This is a genomic window from Chryseobacterium gregarium DSM 19109 (genome assembly GCF_000430845.1).
Classification (GTDB): Bacteria; Bacteroidota; Bacteroidia; order Flavobacteriales; family Weeksellaceae; genus Chryseobacterium; species Chryseobacterium gregarium.
In genome coordinates this window covers 263,531-285,488 of sequence record NZ_AUMU01000006.1, presented here as the reverse complement: position 1 = coordinate 285,488, position 21,958 = coordinate 263,531, and the positions used below count along the sequence as shown (strand labels likewise).

Sequence of the window (21,958 nt, the reverse complement as noted above, 5' to 3'; positions counted from 1 at the left end):
CTGACAGGGTTCCGGCTATAGATCAAATTCAGAACATGATAAATCTGCAAATTATTTATAAATAAATTATATGTAATCGTTGATTTATTAATTTCAATAGTTTTTATTTTTATGTTTAAATTGCATCTTACAATTATAAATCAACGGCAATGAAAAAAACCTTCATCTTTTTCGTCATGGCTTTCCTGTTCACTGCCTGTGGCGACGACTGTTATAATGCCCCGCAGCCGATTGTTTTCAAGTTCGTTAATGCTGATGATGAAAACCTGATTACTAACGGTACGCTTACCGCATATTCAATTCAGGATGAAAGCCAAGTTGGAGTACAATTGACAAAGACTGATCAAGATATGGTCATTTTAGAAAATGTAGGCGCCTATAACGGAATAAAAAACTACAAATTTTATTCTAATGTGAAAATTTTTGATTTTTCAATCCAGTCATCCGAATTTAAGGGAGGCTGTGACGGTTACCAGATTAATAAACTGACGTTTACAGGGGTAGGCATTGATGTAAAAGAAGAACAGGGCTACTATAAAATTATACTGAAATAGGATTCAGGACCATCAACGTATGAAAATTATTTCAATCATTTTTTTTCTGACATCCGGTTTATTACTATCTCAAAATGAGGTTTCCCGAGATTTTAAAAAGATTCCGGAAATCCTTGACAATCCCGAGCTCCTCCATCCTTTCATCATCCCGGACAGCAGATACGAATACTGGTCTGTACTTAGAAATAACCCTGATCCTGATCTGGCAGTGATCTATGAAAGCCAGATGCCACAGTACATGACATTGAATGATCCGGCACCGGAAAAAGGATTCTTCCGGAAATGCCTGGGCGAAGACTGCTTTTCCTATCTTATGGCCTGTGAAAACGGCCGGTCTATATATTTTTCAACCGAACAGCGGTTAAGGGACTTTATCGGATCCGTGGATAATCTGCCGGAAGCTGTTTTAATTGCCAATACCTATGGTTTCAGCGTTGACGCAACCAACAGACTGGGGAGTTCCTATAAAATAGATGACCGGTATATTTCTTTGTACGTTTCAAAAACAAAAAGCTGCCCGCTGACCAGAGAATCTTTTCTAATTAAGATCAATAGAAAAAACGGGAAACCGGATTTTAAAAGCAATGGGATTTATTTTACAAGTGAAGATTGTATTGCAGAGTAAGATGAGATCCTGACAACTTCAATAATTTTGTCGGGATAAAGATTGATTGTAACATTATAGTTTATATTCCTGCATAATAATAGCTAGTGTTATTTTTCACTGGATTTATGCTCTTTAATGAACACAGTCATCCGCTTTATTTCCATGTTCAGATATAATAGTTTTTATTAAAGTCCGTCATTAGAATTTTAAAACTTCTTTAACGCTGTTTTCATGGGCTATTCCGTACATTTGGGTTAAAATAAATTTAAAACAATGCTTAATTTCGAGTTTAAAAATCCAACAAAAATACTTTTCGGAAAAGGTGAGATTGCTAAAATCTCAAAAGAAATTCCGGAAGATGCCAGAATATTACTGATTTACGGTGGCGGTAGTATCAAAAACAACGGAGTCTATGACCAGGTGAAAGAAGCCTTAATAGACCGTGAATTTTATGAATTTGGAGGCGTACCTGCGAATCCTGAATATGAAGTCCTTATCACTGCGCTGGATTTTATCAGAGAAAAAAACATCACCTTCCTTTTGGCGGTCGGCGGCGGTTCGGTTATCGACGGTACGAAGTTCTTATCCGCAGCAGCCAATTACGATGGTGAGCCTTGGGAAATTTTAAAGAAACCGGTACGGACTTTTGAAGGCGAAGGCATGCCTTTCGGAAGCATCCTTACTTTACCGGCAACAGGTTCCGAGATGAATTCGGGCTACGTAATTTCCAGAAGGGAAACGAATGAGAAGCTGTCTTCGGGAGGCCCGGGACTGTTCCCTCAATTTTCAGTACTTGATCCCGAAGTGGTAAGAAGCATTCCTGAACGGCAGATCGTCAACGGACTGACGGACGCCTATACCCACGTACTGGAACAATATATGACCACCACGTCTTCAGCTGATCTTCAGGAGAGGATTGCAGAAAGCATCCTGATCAGCATTCAGGAAACGGCACCGAAGGTCATGGGCGGTGATTTTGATTATGATGCAGCCGGGAACTTTATGTGGTGCTGCACCATGGCTTTGAACGGATTGATCCAGAAAGGCGTGGTTACGGACTGGGCAGTCCATGCTATGGGACATGAACTGACCGCCTATTTCGGAATTGACCATGCCAGAACCCTGGCGGTTATTGCTCCGTCCCATTATCGCTATAACTTTGAATCCAAAAAAGAGAAGCTTGCCCAGTATGCCGAGAGAGTATGGGACATTAAGGACGGTTCTGTAGAAGAAAAAGCAGAACTCGGAATTAAAAAATTAGAAGAATTTTTCCACAGTCTTCATATCCAGACGAAACTTTCAGAGTACACGGAAGATTATAAAGGAACCGCCGAACGGATTGAAAAAGCGTTTACGGAAAGAAACTGGCTGGGCCTCGGTGAACATAAAACACTGACTCCGAAAGACGCCCGTAAGATTGTAGAGATGAGCTACTAATAAAACAGGAAGCTGTGAAGGAGTATGCCTGCCGGAAGTCCTTATCTGAAAATATTTTTCATGCAGACAAGGGCATGTTTAAACTTATTTCAAAGAATGGATTCCCGCAGATGATGGGCGGGCGTGAAATGGATTTTGGTGTAAATTTGAATCAATGAGACTTAAAACTTAGTGGGAATGGAACTAAAGATAAACTGTAGAAATTTTCATAAAGTTCAGGACTAATGTTGAAACCTGTTTTGAAATTTTCAGCTTCCTTCTTCCTTTCATCCGTTTAAATTTATCTTTTCTGCAATCGTGGGTTTAAAAAAGCAGGATTTCATTATTGATATTTCAAATTTATTTATATTTTAGCATATTATTAAATTTTGAAAATGAAAAAACAGTTACTCTTATTTGCCTTTTCAGCATTAGCACTTACTTCTTGTGAAGATGATGATATCCAGGGTTATGAATTGGATATGATGAAAGGTGAGTGGAAAACCACCAAAACAGAAGTTGTTTCCGGAAAAGACGATAAAACGGTAATTGGGACTTCTGTTCCTACAGGCTGCTCTGCAAAAAATATTACTGAATACAGAACAGATTATTATGCAGCGTATTCAGCTTATTCCGGAACCGGTACAGATTGCCAGCTCAGTGCTAAAACAGAAGGAACGTATGATTACAATGCCGAGACCAAGGAACTGACCATTAAATACAACAATGACAGCTCCAGGAAATACAAAGTGGTCATTCTCACAAGTTCTGAGATGAGACTGAAGCAGATGTTCGGAAACATTGATGAAGACGGAGATGAAATTGTAGATGCAACGTATATCTCATACAAAAGATAACATCAGACTCCCGAAATTTTCCGGGAGTTTTTTATGGAAAAGAATTTTAATATAAAACCAGATTGTTAAAAATGAAGAAGACGTTAACCGCATTTCTATTGCTGACCTTTGCCCTTTTCTTTTCACAGGAAAAAAAACCGATGTTCTGGCAGGACATCCAGAATTTCAAAAAAACCGACCGCGAAACGCCGCCGCCGAAAAATGCCATTCTCTTGATCGGAAGCTCATCCTTTACCAAATGGACTGATGTTAACGATTACTTTCCGGATAAAACCATCATCAACAGAGGTTTCGGAGGCTCAAGATTAACCGATCTTAATGATTATGCCGATGATCTCTTAAATCCTTACCAGCCCAAGCAGATTATCGTGTATTGCGGGGAAAACGATTTCGCAGATGATGACAAGCTTAAGGCCGGTGTCGTGGTTGAACGGTTTAAAACATTGTATAAAAAAATCAGATCCCGATTTCCGAAAATTGAAGTAGACTACATTTCCATCAAGTATTCTCCGAGCCGCGAAAAACTCTGGCCACAGATGAAAGAGGCCAATAAAAAGATAGCCGCTTTTATGAAAAAGCAGCCTAATTCAGCCTTCATCGATATTACAGAAATCATGCGGGGTGCTGACGGGAAAATAAGAAAAGATCTTTTTGTGGAAGACATGCTCCACATGACACCGGAAGGATATCAGCTCTGGACTTCGGTCATGGTTCCTTATATGAAATAATTTTAACCATGATAAAAAAACGAATAATCATTTTAATTCCTATTTTCATTTGCTCTGTATTTTTTACACAGAATAAGAAAGACGGACTGGCATCGGCCCAACAAATTCTGAAAGAGCTTTCTGAAGAATCCTGTAAATGTATTGATTCTATTAACGGATACAATAAAATCAAAGATTCGGTAAATCGTGAGATTAGTTCATGTATTGATAAGAATGTATTTACCTACTCCATGGCAAATGCTATAGAAAAAACAAGCGCTGATATTGAAAATGGAAATATCAAAGGTAAAAAAGCTGACATCACTATTAATTCAAATCCACAATCAGACGATTACAAGAAAGCTTATAATAAAATTGAAAATTATTTAATGCAAAATTGTTCAAGGCTTAAACGCTTAGTAAATTCAGCAGAAAGCAAGAGTGATTTAATGTCTAAAAATTCAGAAGCCATTGATTTTTATAATAAAGCCATTGAAGCTTCCAAAAAAGAAGATTGGAGAGAAGCAATTAAAAACTATAAATCTGCAGTGGAAAAAGATCAGAATTTCATCTATGCCTGGGACAATATGGGACTCTGCTACAGACGCATCGGGGAATATGATAATGCAATAGCTGCTTATAACAAATCTCTTGAAATTGATCCTAAAGGTAAAATGCCTCTTCAAAATATCGCTTATGCCTATATTTATAAGAAGGAATATCAAAAAGCAATCAATTCCTATCTAAACCTTGATAAAGTACATCCGGGTGATGCAGAGGTATATTACGGAATCGGACAGATTTATTACGACTATCTAAAAGACAATGAGAAAGCTCTAGATTATATAGCAAAGGCATATAATATTTATACTGATCAAAAATCACCCTATCGAACTGATGCTCAAACCATAATCGGTTACATTTACAAAAAAATGAAAGATGACGGCAAAGCAGATAAGTTCAAAGAAATTTTACAAAAAAATAAAATTGTTTTTAAATAACAAAAACTCCCGGTATTAAACCGGGAGTTTTTTGTTCTGTATGATAATTATTTCTTCTTTTTAGATTTCGAGATTGCTTTTTGCTGCGCTCTGTTGGCTCCGAATTTTTTAGGTTCTTTTCTTTTTGAAGGGCCGCCCCAGTTTTCTTTTTTGTTTTTGTCCTTTTTCTCATGGAAAGCACCTCCGCCATCATATAGTTTCACCTGTACCGGATTTTTCATGATCACCAGTTCTTCTTCAGAAGCGATCTTCTTAGGGTTTACCTTCACTTCCGCAGGGAAATCAATGAAGGTTAATTCTTTATCCATCAGGAGTTCGATATCAAGAATCAAAGGTTCTTCTTTCTTGGTCACAAACGTGATGGCTATTCCGTTTTTATCTGCCCTACCCGTTCTACCGATCCTGTGGATATACTGTTCCGGAATATCGGGGGTTTCAAAGTTGATGACATGGGTAATATCTGAAATATCCAGACCTCTCGCCATAACATCTGTTGTAATCAGGCCTCTGATCTGTTCTTTCTCAAAACTTTTCATGGCTTTGAGCCTGTAGTTCTGGGATTTATTGGAGTGGATCACATCAAACTGATCAGGGAAAAGCTCACTGATTTTCGTAAATAAAAGATCTGAATTCTTTTTATTGTTTGTGAAAATCAAAACTTTGGACATCTCTGCATTGGTTTTCAGCAAATATTCAAGAAGATTAATCTTGGTATTAAAGTTTTCTACCTTATAGGCCGTCTGTTCAATTTTTTCAAGCGGCGTACCGGATTTTGCCAGGGAAATTTCAATCGGGCCTGCAAAATACTGATCCAGCATTTCATCCACAGCATCTGTCATGGTGGCTGAAAAAAGTATATTCTGCCTCTTATCTCTCATCATTTCAAAAATATGGGTCAGCTGCGGCCTGAAACCTAAGTTGAGCATCTCATCAAATTCGTCGATAATCAGCTTCTGAACCTCTTTCAGTGAAATGGCGTTATCAATGGCAAGATCCATAATCCTTCCCGGTGTGCCTACTAAAATATCACATCCGTTATTAAATAAAAGTTTTTGGGTATTAATGTTTTTTCCTCCATAAATCCCGATAACTCTTGCAGTAATATTCTCTGTTAACTTCTCGACAATTTCCGTTACCTGAACCACCAATTCCCTGGTCGGAACCAAAACAACAATCGTTGGATTCCCGTTTTTGTTGTACTTCCAGGTTTTTAGGACAGGTAAAAGATAAGCTAATGTTTTTCCGGTACCGGTCTGTGCAATTCCCATCACATCCCTTCCGGAAAGTATAGGGCCTATACTTTTTTCCTGAATCGGTGTCGGCTCAAACAATTCTAAATCTGCTAAAACATCAAGAATTTTAACAGGCAGGTCAAAATCTGCAAAAGTGAGTTTATCCATTTTGCAAAGATAAGCAATTAATTTTTTGCAATTATGCGCATGTGAGGTATAAACATAATACAGGAAAATTGAAGAATGGTTACATACAGCAATCTTTAAAAAAGCCTTTATTTCCTTGTAACCCTCAGCAGGATAATGATGATCAACACCACTGAAAAGATGAATCCTGACAATGCCACTAAAGACATTTCCCCGATTTTAGGACCTGATTCTGAAACAAAGACGATAGCCGTGGCAATCATATTGGCGCCTAAAACCATAGCTAGCATCATATTGACAATCCCTGATTTTATAAGCTGGTTTGTTTTTTCAATGTTCTTGATCTCACTTGTAACCGTAAATTTATTTTCATCAAGCTTCTGCAGTACGGAACGCAGCTCCTTCGGGATCTCATCCATCGTATCCGTGAAGCTCATCATCCGGTCCATTCCCGTTTTTACTATATTTTTCGGGCTGATCTTTTTAGCGAATATTTTCTTCGTGTAGGGATGAAGACTTTTTACGACATCAAGATCAGGATTAATGGTCCTTCCGACCCCTTCAATCAGGCCGATCCCTTTAAACAGAAGATAAAAGTAATCCGGCATGTACAGGCGGTTGTCTTTCAGTACATCTTTCATCTTGTTGATGACCGACTGCGGGTTAATTTCTTTTAACGAGGTGCTGTGAACAAAATTAAGGATATCCTCTACGTCATTTTCAAACCGTTTGTCATCCGGAATCTGGTAGCTTACCGCCATTTTTTTAAGATAGCGGACAATTTTATGGGGATTTTTCGCCACGAAGCTTACAATCAGGTTTTCGAGAACCTCTTTATCATTCGGCGGAATTTTTCCTACCGCTCCGAAATCAATAAAGACAACCTTGCCGTTTTTCTGCACTAAAATATTCCCGGCATGCGGATCGGCATGGAAAAAACCGTAATCCAAAATCTGAGAGACAAACAGCCTCAATCCCACCTCGGAAATGGTAACCGGATCAAGATGATGCTCTAAAAGGCCGGCTTTATCCGTCACCTTGATGCCGTCGATAAATTCCATGCACAGCACCGTATTGTTGGAGAACTCTTCGTATACTTCGGGGACGTACGTTTCTTTATGGTTTTTAAAGTTCCTTCTGAACTGCAGGATATTTTCCTTTTCATTGATCAGCGATACTTCTTCGAGGAGCGATTTTTCAAAGGTGTAGATGGCCTGCTTCAGGTTCAGTTTCTCTCCTATTTCCGAGTAGGACGACACCAGTTTTTCAAGATCTTTAATCAGCAGCAAATCATCTTCTATAATGCTCTGGACATCCGGTTTCTTGATTTTTAAAATAACATCCGTCCCGTCAGCCAGAACCGCTTTATAAACCTGTGCAATCGAAGCCGTTGCCAAAGGATGTTTTTCAATGTTGAGAAAATGATCTGCAACGGTGATATTGAATTCGGATTCCATGATTTCTTCCACATCCGTATCCACCGTATCCACTTTGTCCTGAAGCTTCTGGAGCTCCTGGATAAGTTCAGGGGGAAGCAGGTCTTCCCGGTTGCTGAACGTCTGGCCGAGTTTTACAAAAGTCGGCCCAAGTTCTTCCAGGACCAGCCGGATTCTTTCATACACGGTGCCTTTTGAAATAATTTCATCTGGATTCCGGGAAATTTCCACCGATTTATTCCCGTTGTTCATCCTGGCCAAAAGATCTTTAAAACCGTATTTGCTTAATACGGAAATAAGCCGGGCAGATCTTTTCAGTTTTCTTTGCTGTTTATCAAACATAATGTATAAAAATACAAAAAAAATAAGATGTTGCTGTGTGATAGCACCTTCAAATACTATCCCTATACAACAAATAGATTCTCAGTTTCCAGCCCGAATGAGCCAGGACGATTGCTGTATATTACAATCCTGAATGGCATGCCTGTAATATTTAAAATTTTAATTGAAAGAATAATTCTCTTTACATAGAATAATGCAGATAAAATGTTTATATTTAAAAATTAATTATCAAATAATAACGTTATGAAAAATTTAAAGAAAATCTCAAGAAACCAGATGAAAAGTATAGCAGGAAGCGGAATCATTAAAAACTGTTCCAACAAATGCTGTCCGGATGACGGAAGACCGAGATGTCCCGGATTAATCTGTCCGGCTGTCATCTGCCCTCAATACCGTTAAGAATATTGATATAACAAAAAAAAGAATGCAAAATTGCATTCTTTTTTTATTTACCGCAGGTAGGTATCATACAAATCTTTTCTCCGGTCTTTCATCACCTGCACAGAACCATGATGGTGAAGGTCTTTCAGAAGATTTAGGTCTACATCCACAATTAGGGTCATTTCCGTATTCGGTGTAGCTTCCCCTTTAACGGCATTCGACGGGAAAGGGAAATCCGATGGGGTAAAAACAGCCGCCTGGCCAAACTGGATGTCCATATTATTTACGCCCGGCAAATTTCCGACACAGCCGGCAATGGCTACGTAACATTCATTTTCAATGGCTCTTGCCGCTGCACAGTGGCGGACCCGTATGTATGCATTCTGGGTATCGGTAAGGTAAGGGACGAATAGTATTTTCATGCCCTGATCAGCCAGGATTCTCGGAAGTTCCGGGAACTCCACATCATAACAGATGACCAGGCCTATCTTTCCGCAGTCGGTATCAAATACTTTGATTTCATTTCCGCCCTTCATCCCGTAATATTTTCTTTCGTTCGGGGTGATATGGATTTTACGGTATTCATCTATCCTGCCGTCACGATGAAGGAGATAACTGACGTTATACAGTTCATTGTTTTCAAAAACCGGCATGCTTCCGGAAATGATATTGACATTATAGCTGATCGCCAGATCTGAAATTTTCATCCTGATTTCCGAAGTCAGTTTGGCCAGTTCTATCATGCTGTCACGCTCCGAAAGCTTGTTGAAAGGGGCCAGCAAAGGCGTATTGAACAGCTCCGGGAAAAGTACGAAGTCCGATTTATAATCGCCCATCACATTTACAAAAAACTCAACCTGCTCATAAAAAGCATCAATGTCCTTAAAATGCCTCATCTGCCACTGGACCAGGCCTAAACGGATGATACTGTCCTGCATCGTATTCGGCTTCTTGCTGTAGTAAATATTGTTCCACTGGAGCAGTACTGCATTTTCATGGGAGGATTCATCTTCGGGGAGATACCCTTTCAACACCTTGATTGGCAGAAAGTTATTGGAAAGCTGAAAAGAAAGAACGGGATCATAAAGCTCCTTATCACGTACCCGGCGAATATATTCCCTGGGCGAAAGTTCGCTGTGCTTATGGTAATTCGGGATCCTTCCGCCTAAAATAATCGATTTTAAATTCAGTAATTCGCACAGTTCTTTCCTTGCGTCGTACAATCTTCTTCCCAGGCGCAGTTCACGGAATTCAGGATCTACGAAAACCTCAATGCCGTACAGGACATTCCCTGTTGACAAATGGGTATTGAAGGTATAATTTCCTGTGATGTCACTGTAGGTATGGTCATCCCCGAACTCATCATAATTTACGATAATGGAAAGCGCCACAGCAGCCAGTTTTCCGTCTACCGTAATACAGATCTGGCCTTTAGGAAATATTTTGGTTAGTTTTTCTATACTTTTCTTGGACCAGACATACTCCGACATCTGGGGATAAGCACGCCTCATCGTTTCGACCAGCCCATCGTAATCCTGCACGGTAAGCGGCCTTGTTTCAATTTGCATCTGATATAATTTTATCTAAATTTAAGGAAAATTTCCAAGGGGTAAAAGTTATTACGGAACTTAAGCAGGGAAACGAAAATATATTGCCCGGCAAAATACTTATTATTACTCGAAACAATAACCTGATATGCCCCAGATACAAATAAAAAAACCTCCCTTAAAAAAGGGAGGATAAAAACACAAATGATGAAAAAAAATTATTTCGAATTACAAATCTAACAGTAATATTTTATTTCTTTTATGAGTGTAATCATTAATATACCATTATTCCCACTCAATTGTTGCCGGCGGTTTGCTTGAAATATCATAAGCTACGCGGTTAATTCCTCTTACTTCATTGATGATTCTGCTGGAAACGGTATCTAAAAATTCATAAGGAAGCCTGCTCCAGGTTGCCGTCATGAAGTCGATGGTATTGGCAGAACGCACCACTGCAGTGTATTCATAGGTTCTTTCATCGCCCATTACCCCTACAGATTTTACGGGAAGAAGCACAACAAAAGCCTGGGAAACTTTTTCGTACAGGTCATTTTTATATAATTCTTCGATGAAAATATCATCCGCTTCCTGAAGGATTTTCACTTTCTCAGCATCAACGGCTCCTAGAATCCTGATTCCCAGGCCCGGGCCGGGAAAAGGATGCCGATGTACCAGATGATGCGGGATCCCCAATTCCTCCCCTACTTTTCTTACTTCATCTTTAAATAATTCTCTTAAAGGCTCCAGTAATTCGAACTCCATTTCTTCCGGAAGCCCGCCAACATTATGGTGGGATTTAATCACTGCCGAAGGTCCGTTCACCGACTGGCTTTCAATCACATCAGGATAAATGGTTCCCTGCGCCAGGAACTTCGCGCCTTCAATTTTATGGGACTCTTCATCAAAAACGTGAACAAACTCGTTTCCGATGATCTTTCTTTTTGCTTCAGGATCATCAACGCCGGCCAGTTTGGATAAAAACCTTTCTTTGGCATCCACCAGTTTGATGTTCATATGAAAATGCTCGCCGTAATTCTGCATTACCTTTACATCTTCATCTTTCCTTAAAAGACCGGTATCAACGAATATACACGTCAGCTGGTCACCGATTGCCTTATGGATCAACACGGCAGCTACGGAAGAATCAACGCCTCCCGAAAGTCCGAGGATCACTCTGTTTTCCCCAACCCTTTCGCGGATTTCCGAAACTGTTTTCTCAATATAATTGGTCAGTTTCCAGTTTTTGTCTGCATTACAGATGGCAAAGACAAAATTCTCCAGCATTTTCCCGCCTTCTTCCGTATGGGAAACTTCAGGATGGAACTGTACGCAGTAGATCTTTTTATCTTCATTGGAAATAGAAGCGATTACCCCTGATTTTGCATTGAGCTCAAATCCGGCAGGCAATTCCCCGACTTCGTCAAAATGGCTCATCCAGACTACGGAATCCTGGGCAACGCCTTTTAAGAGTGAACTTTCTTTTACAATTTCCAGGTGTGCCTTTCCGTATTCGCCTTTTACGCCTTTATGAACTTTCCCGCCCAAAAGATGTGCGGTAAGCTGCATGCCGTAGCAGATTCCCAGCACGGGGATTCCCTGCTCGTATAATTCTTTTTCTACCAGGTGGGCATTTTCTGCATTCACAGAGCTTGGACCGCCGGAAAGGATGATGCCTCTCGGCTGTCTTTCCAAAATAGTTTCTAATGGCGTGTTGAAAGGTAAAATTTCGGAATATACACCCATCTCACGGATTCTTCTTCCGATAAGCTGGTTGTACTGGGAACCGAAATCCAATATAATGATACCGTTGTTCATTTTTTATAATTGATTTTTAAATGACATCAGATTTCAGATTTCAGATATGAGACTTTCAGTCTGGAATCCGGGATCTTTGATCTGACCTCTAAATTCTAAATGTTTTACAAAAAAAGACCTGGATGACTCCAAATCTTTTTTAATGATTTTTTATTAAAACTTTCCGATGTCTTCTCTATAGAAGCCGTAGTCGAAATGTACGTGGCTTGCATCTTCGTAAACTTTTTTGCGGGCATCATCGTAAGTAGCTCCCGTGGCAACGATGTTCAGTACCCTTCCTCCGTTGGAAACCACTTTATCGCCTTTCCTGATCGCACCGGCATACAGAAGTTTGCTGTATTTCATTTTATCTTCACCTACGATTTCAAAACCGGTCTCGATGTTTCTCGGATAGCCTCCTGAGCACATCACAAGACACACTGCCTTTTCGTCCTTAAAAGTGAGCCTGATATCTTTTCCGTCCATACAGTCCTGGATGACGTCAAGAAGGTTATTTTCCATCAGGGCCATCAATACCTGGGTTTCAGGATCTCCGAATCTCATATTGTATTCCAGCAGGTAAGTCCCGTTTTTGGTCACCATCAATCCGAAGAAAATGATTCCTTTGAAACCGAAACCTTCTGCCTTCAGACCTTTAATGGTCGGTTCCAGAATGTTTTTCTCGAAATCCGCATAATGTTCCTGGGTAAATTCCGGGCTTGGTGCCACGCATCCCATACCTCCGGTATTAGGACCCGTATCTCCGTTTCCGGCTTTTTTATAATCTTTAGCCGCAACGCACGGGAATAATTTATCACCGTTTGAGAATGCAATGATGGATGCTTCAAAACCTTCCAGATATTCTTCGATAACCAAACGGATTCCTGCATCTCCATAAATTCTTCTGATCATGAAATCGTGGATGGTAGCTTCAGCCTCTTCCAGAGTATCACAGATCACAACCCCTTTTCCGCCGGCTAACCCACTGGCTTTAACCACTAAAGGATATTCCTGGGTCTGAACATATTCTTTAGCTTCATTATAGGAATCAAATACTACCGCTTTAGCGGTTTTGATATCATAGGTCTGCATAAATTTCTTAGAGAAAGCCTTGCTGCCTTCCAGGCTGGCTACTTTCTGGTTAGGACCGAACACTTTAAGATCATGCTTCTTGAATTCATCCTTCAGGCCCGCTACAAGCGGAGCTTCAGGACCTACGATGGTAAGATCCACCTTTTCCTTGATGGCAAAATCCCTCAGTTCTTTAATCTCTGATAAATGAACATTTTTTCCTATAACATCCGTAGTAGCGTTTCCGTTAGCAAAAAACATTTTAGAAATTCTCGGGTCATTCTGAAGTTTTGCCGCCAAAGCAGATTCTCTTCCACCTTCACCTATGATTAATATTCTCATATTTTATTTAATTAACAAGTCTATTTTACAAATATATAATTTTGAATGCTAAAAATACAATCTCAAATTATTTTTAATTCTATTTTAATTAATGGAAAAAATGTCTGATCCCGGTAAACATCATTGGAATTCCATGCTCATTGGCCGCTTCAATGCTGTCCTGGTCTTTCACACTTCCTCCCGGCTGGATGATCGCCGTGATTCCTTCCTGATGGCAGAAATCCACTACGTCACGGAAAGGGAAAAATGCATCAGAAGCTAATACCAGTTCTCCGGTAAACTTTTCTTTCGCTCTTTCAATCGCCTGCTGCGTTGCCCAGATCCTGTTCACCTGGCCGCCGCCGATTCCGAAAGCCTGGATTCCGTTGGAAACCACAATGGCATTTGATTTCACGTATTTTACTACCCTCTGGGAGAAAAGCAGTGCTTTTTTCTGTTCTTCCGTCGGCTGTGTTTCAGTGACTACTTTAATATCATCAGAGAAAATACTGTCATTGTCCTGAACGAGAATTCCCCCGTCCACTTTCACCCAGGTCTGCTTATCGGAAACAGGGTTTACAATTTTTATGATTCTCAGGTTTTTCTTCTTTCTTAAAACTTCCAGTGCCGCTTCATCAAATTCAGGAGCCATGACAATTTCAAGGAATGTTTTATTCAATTCTTCCGCTGTTGCGGCATCAATTTTATAGTTCATGGCAACAATTCCGCCAAAGATGGAAACCGGGTCACATTCAAATGTTTTACGGTAGGTTTCCAGTGCAGAAGTTCCGATGGCAACCCCGCAAGGCGTGGAATGCTTCACAGCACAACAGGCCATTTCTTCTTTAAATTCAGTTACCACTTTCCAGCAAAGATCCATATCGCGAAGGTTGTTGAAAGACAGCTCCTTGCCTCCCAGTTGTTCGAAATCTTTCATCGCCCCGTTTTCAAAAGTGGAAACATAATATGCTGCGGTCTGATGTGGGTTTTCACCATATCTTAAGTCGGAAACTTTTTTATAGGAAGCATTAAGATACGTTGGATATTCTTCATCCAGAAGCATTCTTGAAATAGCGGCATCATAAGCGGAAGTAAGGTTGAATACTTTTCCGGCCAGCTTTTTACGGGTTTCGATATAGGTATCGCCGTTCTGTTCCATTTCGATTTTTATCGTTGCATAATCTTCCACATCGGTAATTACGGTAACAGAATCAAAATTTTTAGCCGCTGAACGGAGCATTGAAGGGCCTCCGATGTCGATGAACTCCACTTTTTCGTGAAGGGAGATGTCTTTGTTTACATTTTCAAAGAAAGGATACAGATTCACAACCACCATGTCTATCAGTTCAATGCCGTGTACCTGAACGGTGTTCATGTGCTCTTCGTTTGAACGGACCGCCAGCAATCCGCCGTGAACTTTCGGGTGCAGCGTTTTCACCCTGCCATCCAGCATTTCAGGGAAGTTGGTTACCTCATCAATCTGAATCGGATTCAACCCGGCATCTTTCAGGTGTTTGAACGTTCCTCCTGTAGAAATCAGCTCATATCCCTGGGATTCCAGAAACTGTGCGAATTCAGTCAATCCGCTTTTATCCGAAACACTGATTAAAACTCTCTTTTTACTCATTTTTTCTTTCAATTTTTTACTTTTCACAGCTATTTCAAACTGTAGACCGGTTCTTTCACCTCCGCTCTTACTTTTATTTTACTTAGATTTTTTTAATTTTTCTAAATCTGAAATATTTTCATTTAACAATTGCTAAATCTTTTCTTTCAAATTTTCTTTGATGTTATTAAACCATTCTTCTTTCAAAATGCTTAATACAATCACATCAATCCTGTTTCCTTCCGAATCTTTTGAAAAGTTCCTTAGGATACCTTCTTCTTTACAACCAATGCTCTTCATTGCAGAAATACTTCTTTTATTAAGATTATTAGCCCTAAACCCAACTCTTTCCATCTTCCAGATTTCAAAAGCAAATTCCAGCATCAAGTACTTACAGTTTTTATTTACATAGGTTCCCTGATAACTTTTCCCATACCATGTATACCCTAATTCAAGTGTCTCATTAAATTTATTAATAAGGTAAAACCTTGTACTTCCTATGATTTCTTCATCTTTCTTATCAAAAACCACAAAAGTATATTCTGTTTGATTTTGCCTGTTACTAAGTGCTGTAGTAATATAATTTTTAAGATTTTCAGCACCATTTCCTCCCAATGCATTAAATCTCCAAATATCAGGTTCTTTTTCAGAGAACTTCAGGAGGAAATCGAAATCTGATTCTCTTAAAGGTCTTAAAAGTATCTTATCATTTTCTAAAATATATTCTTCTGCTAAATCAATCATTATTCAATACCTTATTGATCGCTTTTGGAAAAATATCATATTCAATCAAATGGACTTTCTCTGCCAACGTTTCCGGAGTATCATCTTCGGTTACGGCAAATGATTTCTGAAGAATGGTTTCCCCTTCATCGATTCCTGAAGTCACGAAATGTACGGTAGCCCCGCTTTCTTTTTCCCCGGCTTCAATAACGGCATCATGTACATGATGCCCCCACATTCCCTTCCCTCCGAATTTCGGCAGCAGTGCAGGATGGATATTGATGATCTTGCCGCGCCAGTTTTCACAGAATTCAGGCTTCAGGATGGATAAAAAGCCGGCCAATACAATCATATCCGTATTTTCAGGGATGATTTTACCCAATTCGTTGCTGAAATTCTTCCCTCTCGGAATCAGGACGTTTTCTATATGATGGTTTTTAGCCCTTTCCAGTCCGTAACACTCACGGTCTGCCACTACCAGAGCTACTTTTGCATTCCGGATTTCTCCGTTATCAACCGTATCGATAATTCTCTGCAGATTGGTTCCTGAACCTGAAACGAGTACAACAATGTTTTTCATTAATTGAGATGTTAGATTTCAGATACCAGATTTCAGACTGATCGTCTGTCGTCTGATGTCTTCCATCTGATGTCTTATTAGAATTTTAAGTCTATCTTTTCGCTTCCTTCCGTAATCTCTCCGATTTCGTAGGCATCGTCTAAAAGATGCAGTACTTTTTCCGCATGTTCCGCATCCACCACGACAATCATCCCTACTCCCATATTAAAGGTCCCGAACATTTCTTCACGGGCAATGCCGCCTCTTTTTTCCAGTTCAGCCATAACGCTCGGAATCCGGATTTTTGATGCATCAATAGTGGCGCACAGCCCTTCACCGATGATTCTTGGGATGTTTTCATACAATCCGCCTCCTGTGATGTGGGCAATTCCTGCCACTTCCACCTCTTCAAGAACTTTATGGATGTCTTTATAGTACAATCTTGTCGGAACCAGAAGGGTTTCATACAAAGGCTTGCCTTCAAATTCTTCGTTAAAATCAGGGAATATCTTTCTTACCAGGGAGAATCCGTTGGAATGGAAACCTGAACTCGGCAATGCAATGATCTTGTTTCCGGCTTTGATTTTAGAGCCATCGATAATCTGGTCTTTTTCAACAATCCCTACACAGAACCCGGCAACATCATAATCTCCGGGCTGGTACATCCCGGGCATTTCAGCGGTTTCACCACCGATCAATGCACAGTTGTTATCCTTACAGGCAGCCACCATTCCCAAAACGATTTCAGCGGCAATTTCAGAATCCAGCTTTCCGCAAGCCAGGTAGTCTAAAAAGAACAGCGGTTTTGCACCGTGGCAGAGAATATCGTTTGCGCACATCGCAAAACAGTCTACTCCGATAGAGTCATACTTTTTTGAGTCTAAAGCCACTTTCAGCTTTGTTCCCACGCCGTCAGTTCCTGAAACCAAAACGGGATTTTTATATCCTCCGATTTCATAGAAAGCCCCGAAGCTTCCCAAATGGTTCAATACATTGGCATTGTGCGTTTCACCGACTGCCTTTTTGATCTTATCTACGGTTTTATACCCTTCTTCCTTATCGACACCTGCTGATTTGTATGTGTTGCTCATGTTTTATTTAGATATTAGATGTTAGATTTCAGATTTCAGACTTATCGTCTTATATCTGCAATCTGATGTCTCTTGGTCTTTTTTAATATTCTTTATTCAAATTTTGGAAACAAAAAAGCCGACAATCTTGGTAGATTATCGGCCGTTGTCTTATCTCAGAATTTCAGAGTCCACAACATTCCCTTTTTCGGAGAAACATTCTTTAAAAGTGGTCTGAATTTTCATCTTATTTCTTTTTGCAAAGATATTAATTTTAAATTAATTTTCAATTATTTTTCAAGGATAGATTCGATAGCGGAAATTTTCTGAATTTTCCCCTTTAGTTCATTGTCTTTTTCCTCATTGGAAATCTTTTGGGCATCCTTATCAAAGTAATCATTGAAGAAAGGCAGTGAAAATGTATCTACAATATTTCCCCCATGCAGCGGAAAACGTTTGGAAGCTGCTTCCAGAACACCTGCTCCCCCTCTTGCGCCGGGTGCCGTAGCCATTAAAAGCATCGGTACCTCATTCCAGACCGCACGGTTTTTTATTCTTGAAGTCCAGTCGAATACATTTTTGAAAGCTGAAGAATAGGTTCCGTTGTGTTCAGACAGGGAAACCAGAAGCACGTCTGCACTATCTATTTTTCCGGCAAAATCAACCGCCTGCTGAGGAACACCGCTTTCCACTTCCCGCTGATGCTTATAGATCGGCATCTCAAATTCATTCATATCCACTATTTCGACTTCTGCGTTTTCCATCAGTGAAGCAGCATAGGAAACCAGCTGTTTATTGATTGAAGTATCGGAATTACTTCCTGTTATGGCTAAAATTTTCATTATTGTTGTCTTTGTTTAAGTTGTTATTTTTGTGGTGCAAAGATCGTAAAGTTTTTGAATCTTCAGGTACGTTTGTCACTACCCTGTCAAAAATTCTTTTTGAATTTCCGCCACCTTCCGGAGGAGAAAAATTTCTATGCTGCGAAATATTTTATTATTTTAAATAGTCAGGCAATTCCATCGGGACTTCCATTAAAAGAATTTCAGCGTCTTCCACCGCTTCGATATTAAAACTCTGCGTATCCCAGATTCCCAAACCGTCTTTTTCGTTAAGGACTCTGTCGCCCACTTTCGCCGTTCCTTTTAAAACATAAGCATAGACCCCGTTTCCTTTTTTGTTCAACATGTAGTTTTTGCCGTTTCCTTTGGTAAAATTAGCGAGGTTAAACCAGGCATCCTGATAGATCCATACGCCGTCATCATTTTGGTCCGGTGACAGAATCTGCTGAAAACCATTAACCTTTTCGCCTTCTTTAATACTTTTCTGATCATATCTCGGCTCCACACCCTGTACTTTCGGAAAGACCCAGATCTGTAAAAACTTCACCGATTCGTCTTTGTTTTTATTGTATTCGCTGTGCATCACGCCTGTCCCGGCACTCATCACCTGAATTTCACCTTTTTTGATAACCGCAGTGGTTCCCATGGAATCTTTATGCTCCAGGTCCCCTTCCAAAGGAATGGATATGATTTCCATGTCCCTGTGCGGGTGTGTACCGAATCCCATGCCCTGAGAAACGGTATCGTCATTCAGCACCCTTAATACTCCGAAGTTATTTCTGTCCCGGTTCTGGTAATTGGCAAAACTGAAGGTGTGATAACTGTTTAACCATCCGTGATCGGCATGGCCTCTTGAATCGGCTTTATGATATACTGTTTTCATATTTTATTTATTTATAGTACAAATGTACAACATGACTGTTTCCGACGTATTGACGTAAGATAAGAAAGGATTCCGTGTTGCAGATTCAGTATTAAAATATTTGGTTTTCAGAAAGCTTCTTTGATTTTTGAATTTTTCTTCAATACAAAAAGAAAGATACAGATCATGGCGGACAGGGCTATAAGGATCTGCAGGATTAAAGAAGTCCGGTCTGAAAAACGGCCCAGGACATTCGTCACGATTCCGGTTCCGATCTGGTTGGTGGCCATCAGGAAGCCTGAAACCATGACGGAAAGCGTGGGAAATTCTACGGTCCCCCATCCGATAGCACCCGGAAACAAGCTTCCCATAAAAAATCCGGCTAGGAACATCAGCGAGAGCATCATACCGGCTCCGGTGAAAAACAGCAGCAACCCGATGATCAGTCCCACAGCCATCGGTGATAAAAGAAAGATTAAAGAAAGGTCATATTTCCTGGCAAAAATTCCGAAAAGCAGCCGGTTAAGGGCTATCCCGCCCCAAAATAACGAAAGCCCGAGGCTGGCATCGGCATTATCCACTCCCCTGCTTTTGAGAATAACCGTCCCGAAACTGCCGAAAGTCCCTTCTATACATCCATACAATACAATGACTCCGAAAAAAGCCCACAACTTAACCGGAATACGCAACTGATCGGGAAGCTCAAAAAACGTTTCTTTGGGCAGGCTGACAAATAAAAAGGCAGTCAGTATGATGCTTACGGCGGCAATAATGATTCCGGGGACATACATCCAATGGTGTACATCGCCTGCCAGGTTCATCATCAGCGGTGAGGCCGAAGTTCCCAATCCTACCAGAAACTGCAGGATCAGAATGGCCGACGAAGGATTGTTTTTAAACAAACTTGCAGCCAGGGGATTCAGTGTAGTAATCGAAAGGCCGAAACCGGAACCGGTAAAAGCCACCAGGACCATAAGCATAGGAAACAGCATATCCCTGTCATTCATCAGAAACTGCATTCCCCATAAACCCGCGGTAGCCGTCAGCATCAAAGCAACTCCTATGGCCAGTATTATTTTAGGACCTAACTTATTAACGAGAAAGGGAGCAGCAAGGCATGAAACGATGATACAAACTGCCTGAGGCAAAAAAAGGTTTCCGAACTGTGATGATGAAAGCGCAAATACCGAGGAATCGGTAAATGCCGTTCCCAAAGCAGGGAAAACCACAAAATTAACCCCGGTCATAAAAGCCAGTAAAAAGACAATTCCTATTTTCGCCGTTGGTGAATTCATGAGGTTAAAACATGGGTTTTGAGATATTCCCCGACCCTGAGAGCCATCGCAATAATGGTAAGTGCCGGATTCACGGCACCGCTGGATACGAAGAATCCGCCGTCTACGATATACAGATTGTCCAGGTCGTGGGCTTTGCAATAGGGATTTACCACTGAAGTTTCCGGGTCTGTCCCCATTCTGGTCGTCCCGTTCTGGTGGGCCGGTGAGGCAATGTCCATTCCTTTGCTGAAATAAATGCCTTTAAAGAAAAACGAATCGAATTTACCCGAGGCTTTTAATGCTTTGATGAGCTCATCTTTAAGCAATTCATGGCCTTTGGTGTTATTGTGGGTATAGCTGATCCTGATCTGTCCGTTTTCTTCAACCGTTACTCTGTTTTCAGGATCCGGAAGGTCTTCGGAAGTGAGCCAGAAATCCACGGCATGTTTAGCCATCAGCTCAAAAGTAAAACCGGGTGCGGGAACCGGACTGTCGGCACTGATCTGGTGCTCATCGGATTTTCCGAGCATCTGGATGTGCCCCAGTGGAAATTCATAGCCCCTGTTGGCATGGTAAAAATCATTGATCCCGAAGGTTTTTCCGAATTTGGTATAATTGGGCTCATTATACAATGCCACTAAAGCTGAATTCTGGTGGAACATATAATTTCTTCCTACCTGGCCGGAGGAATTGGCCAGCCCGTCGGGAAATTTTTCACTTCTGCTCTGCAGCAGCAAAGCCGCGGAGTTGATGGCTCCTGCCGACAGCACAACATATCCTGCCTTCAGGGTTTTCGTTTCCCCGTCCTGCTCCACCATTACTTCCGAAACCTTTTTTCCCTCATCATCCGCAATCAGTTTCAGGACCTTTGTATTGATCATCAATTCTACGTTGGGATGCTCCAGCGCTCTGGATAATGAACAGAGATGCGCGTCACCTTTCCTTTCCGCGGCATCAGGGAACCCGTCGAAGCGGTCTAAAGTATAAGGTGCATTGATTGCGGGATGCGGAGTAAAATTAACCCCGACCGGAAGCTCAAAAGGCTTCAGCCCGTATTTGGTAAGTTCATCAAAAATTTCCTGGATCCGGGGTTCATGAGGCAGTGCATCGTACGGATACGGTTCCGAATCGAAAGGTTCGGTAGGATCCGAGCCTCTTTTGCCGTGGACATAAAACAGTTTCTCCGCTTCAAGATAATAATCTTTCAGGTCATCATACTGAATAGGCCATGCCGGTGATGTACCTCCGTAGTGCCGTATTTCTTTAAAATCCTCTTCCCTTAACCTGAACAAGGCTGCCCCGTAGAATTTGGTATTTCCGCCTACATTGTAATGCATGCCCGGCCGGAAGGGTTTCCCATGCTTATCCAGCCACTCATCGGTTGTGGTATACCGGTTCTTGCGGAATACTTCTGTGGAATCCCAGTTTTCTTTTTCTACCGGAACATAGCCTCCTCTTTCGATAATCAGGATTCTCTTTCCGCTGTCTGCCAGCTGATAGGCCATCGTAGCGCCCCCCGCTCCGCTTCCTATAATGATAATGTCATACATCTTTTGAAATTTGATCCCTCTAAATTAGAGATTTAAATACCGCAAAAGCTTAAGAA

20 protein-coding genes are annotated in these 21,958 nt (G+C 40.8%); 7 read left to right on the top strand and 13 right to left on the bottom strand.

Going from position 1 to position 21,958, the window contains the following annotated elements; genetic code table 11:
* Positions 1–149: 149 nt before the first annotated feature.
* The 6 genes from H561_RS0108075 to H561_RS0108040 all read left to right on the top strand — a co-directional run bounded on the left by H561_RS0108075 (position 150) and on the right by H561_RS0108040 (position 5,142).
* Positions 150–554, top strand: coding sequence for a putative periplasmic lipoprotein (locus H561_RS0108075; protein WP_027386536.1), 405 nt, complete (start codon positions 150–152; stop codon positions 552–554).
* Between the two features lie 19 nt (positions 555–573).
* Positions 574–1,179 (top strand): hypothetical protein, encoded by a 606-nt coding sequence (locus H561_RS0108070; RefSeq protein WP_027386535.1) that lies wholly within the window; start codon positions 574–576, stop codon positions 1,177–1,179.
* A gap of 255 nt (positions 1,180–1,434) precedes the next feature.
* Positions 1,435–2,598, top strand: coding sequence for an iron-containing alcohol dehydrogenase (locus H561_RS0108065; RefSeq protein ID WP_027386534.1), 1,164 nt, complete (start codon positions 1,435–1,437; stop codon positions 2,596–2,598).
* A gap of 374 nt (positions 2,599–2,972) precedes the next feature.
* Complete coding sequence (locus H561_RS0108050) at positions 2,973–3,434, top strand: lipocalin-like domain-containing protein (RefSeq protein WP_027386533.1); 462 nt, start codon at positions 2,973–2,975, stop codon at positions 3,432–3,434.
* A gap of 71 nt (positions 3,435–3,505) precedes the next feature.
* A complete protein-coding gene (locus tag H561_RS0108045) occupies positions 3,506–4,162 on the top strand; it encodes a GDSL-type esterase/lipase family protein (protein ID WP_027386532.1) in 657 nt (218 codons plus the stop codon).
* An 8-nt stretch (positions 4,163–4,170) separates the two neighbouring features.
* Positions 4,171–5,142 carry a tetratricopeptide repeat protein gene (locus tag H561_RS0108040; RefSeq protein ID WP_027386531.1) on the top strand — a complete coding sequence of 324 codons (972 nt, stop codon included), beginning with the start codon at positions 4,171–4,173 and terminating at the stop codon, positions 5,140–5,142.
* A 47-nt stretch (positions 5,143–5,189) separates the two neighbouring features.
* On the opposite strand, the gene H561_RS0108035 is transcribed toward H561_RS0108040, so the two are convergent.
* Positions 5,190–6,542 carry a DEAD/DEAH box helicase gene (locus H561_RS0108035; protein ID WP_027386530.1) on the bottom strand — a complete coding sequence of 451 codons (1,353 nt, stop codon included), beginning with the start codon at positions 6,540–6,542 and terminating at the stop codon, positions 5,190–5,192.
* 107 nt (positions 6,543–6,649) lie between these two features.
* Positions 6,650–8,299, bottom strand: a complete 1,650-nt coding sequence (locus H561_RS0108030; RefSeq protein ID WP_027386529.1) for an ABC1 kinase family protein — start codon at positions 8,297–8,299, stop codon at positions 6,650–6,652.
* Positions 8,300–8,542: 243 nt separating this feature from the next.
* Between H561_RS0108030 and H561_RS24165 the strand changes: the two genes are divergently transcribed.
* A complete protein-coding gene (locus H561_RS24165) occupies positions 8,543–8,698 on the top strand; it encodes a bacteriocin-like protein (RefSeq protein ID WP_170207311.1) in 156 nt (51 codons plus the stop codon).
* A gap of 50 nt (positions 8,699–8,748) precedes the next feature.
* Here H561_RS24165 and H561_RS0108020 read toward each other — a convergent pair whose 3' ends face one another.
* From H561_RS0108020 to H561_RS0107970, 11 genes are all read right to left on the bottom strand, one after another.
* Positions 8,749–10,248 carry a carbon-nitrogen hydrolase family protein gene (locus tag H561_RS0108020; protein ID WP_027386528.1) on the bottom strand — a complete coding sequence of 500 codons (1,500 nt, stop codon included), beginning with the start codon at positions 10,246–10,248 and terminating at the stop codon, positions 8,749–8,751.
* 264 nt (positions 10,249–10,512) lie between these two features.
* The gene (guaA, locus tag H561_RS0108015; protein WP_027386527.1) at positions 10,513–12,042 is read right to left on the bottom strand and encodes a glutamine-hydrolyzing GMP synthase; all 1,530 of its coding nucleotides are present in this window, start codon (positions 12,040–12,042) and stop codon (positions 10,513–10,515) included.
* A 153-nt stretch (positions 12,043–12,195) separates the two neighbouring features.
* Positions 12,196–13,434: a phosphoribosylamine--glycine ligase gene (gene purD / locus H561_RS0108010; protein ID WP_027386526.1), complete on the bottom strand. Its 1,239-nt coding sequence runs from the start codon at positions 13,432–13,434 to the stop codon at positions 12,196–12,198.
* Positions 13,435–13,522: 88 nt separating this feature from the next.
* Positions 13,523–15,040, bottom strand: a complete 1,518-nt coding sequence (gene purH, locus H561_RS0108005) for a bifunctional phosphoribosylaminoimidazolecarboxamide formyltransferase/IMP cyclohydrolase (RefSeq protein WP_027386525.1) — start codon at positions 15,038–15,040, stop codon at positions 13,523–13,525.
* A gap of 132 nt (positions 15,041–15,172) precedes the next feature.
* Positions 15,173–15,763 (bottom strand): GNAT family N-acetyltransferase, encoded by a 591-nt coding sequence (locus H561_RS0108000; protein ID WP_034761659.1) that lies wholly within the window; start codon positions 15,761–15,763, stop codon positions 15,173–15,175.
* Positions 15,756–16,322, bottom strand: a complete 567-nt coding sequence (purN, locus tag H561_RS0107995) for a phosphoribosylglycinamide formyltransferase (RefSeq protein WP_027386523.1) — start codon at positions 16,320–16,322, stop codon at positions 15,756–15,758. Before purN ends, H561_RS0108000 begins: the two co-directional genes overlap by 8 nt.
* Positions 16,323–16,399: 77 nt before the next feature.
* A complete protein-coding gene (gene purM, locus H561_RS0107990) occupies positions 16,400–17,392 on the bottom strand; it encodes a phosphoribosylformylglycinamidine cyclo-ligase (RefSeq protein ID WP_027386522.1) in 993 nt (330 codons plus the stop codon).
* A gap of 269 nt (positions 17,393–17,661) precedes the next feature.
* Positions 17,662–18,213 (bottom strand): NADPH-dependent FMN reductase, encoded by a 552-nt coding sequence (locus H561_RS0107985; RefSeq protein WP_027386521.1) that lies wholly within the window; start codon positions 18,211–18,213, stop codon positions 17,662–17,664.
* Positions 18,214–18,367: 154 nt separating this feature from the next.
* Positions 18,368–19,096, bottom strand: coding sequence for a pirin family protein (locus tag H561_RS0107980; protein WP_027386520.1), 729 nt, complete (start codon positions 19,094–19,096; stop codon positions 18,368–18,370).
* Positions 19,097–19,203: 107 nt separating this feature from the next.
* The gene (locus tag H561_RS0107975) at positions 19,204–20,370 is read right to left on the bottom strand and encodes an MFS transporter (RefSeq protein WP_027386519.1); all 1,167 of its coding nucleotides are present in this window, start codon (positions 20,368–20,370) and stop codon (positions 19,204–19,206) included.
* Positions 20,367–21,902 (bottom strand): GMC oxidoreductase, encoded by a 1,536-nt coding sequence (locus tag H561_RS0107970; protein ID WP_034761655.1) that lies wholly within the window; start codon positions 21,900–21,902, stop codon positions 20,367–20,369. The genes H561_RS0107975 and H561_RS0107970 overlap by 4 nt, the downstream gene beginning before the upstream one ends.
* Positions 21,903–21,958 lie beyond the last annotated feature (56 nt).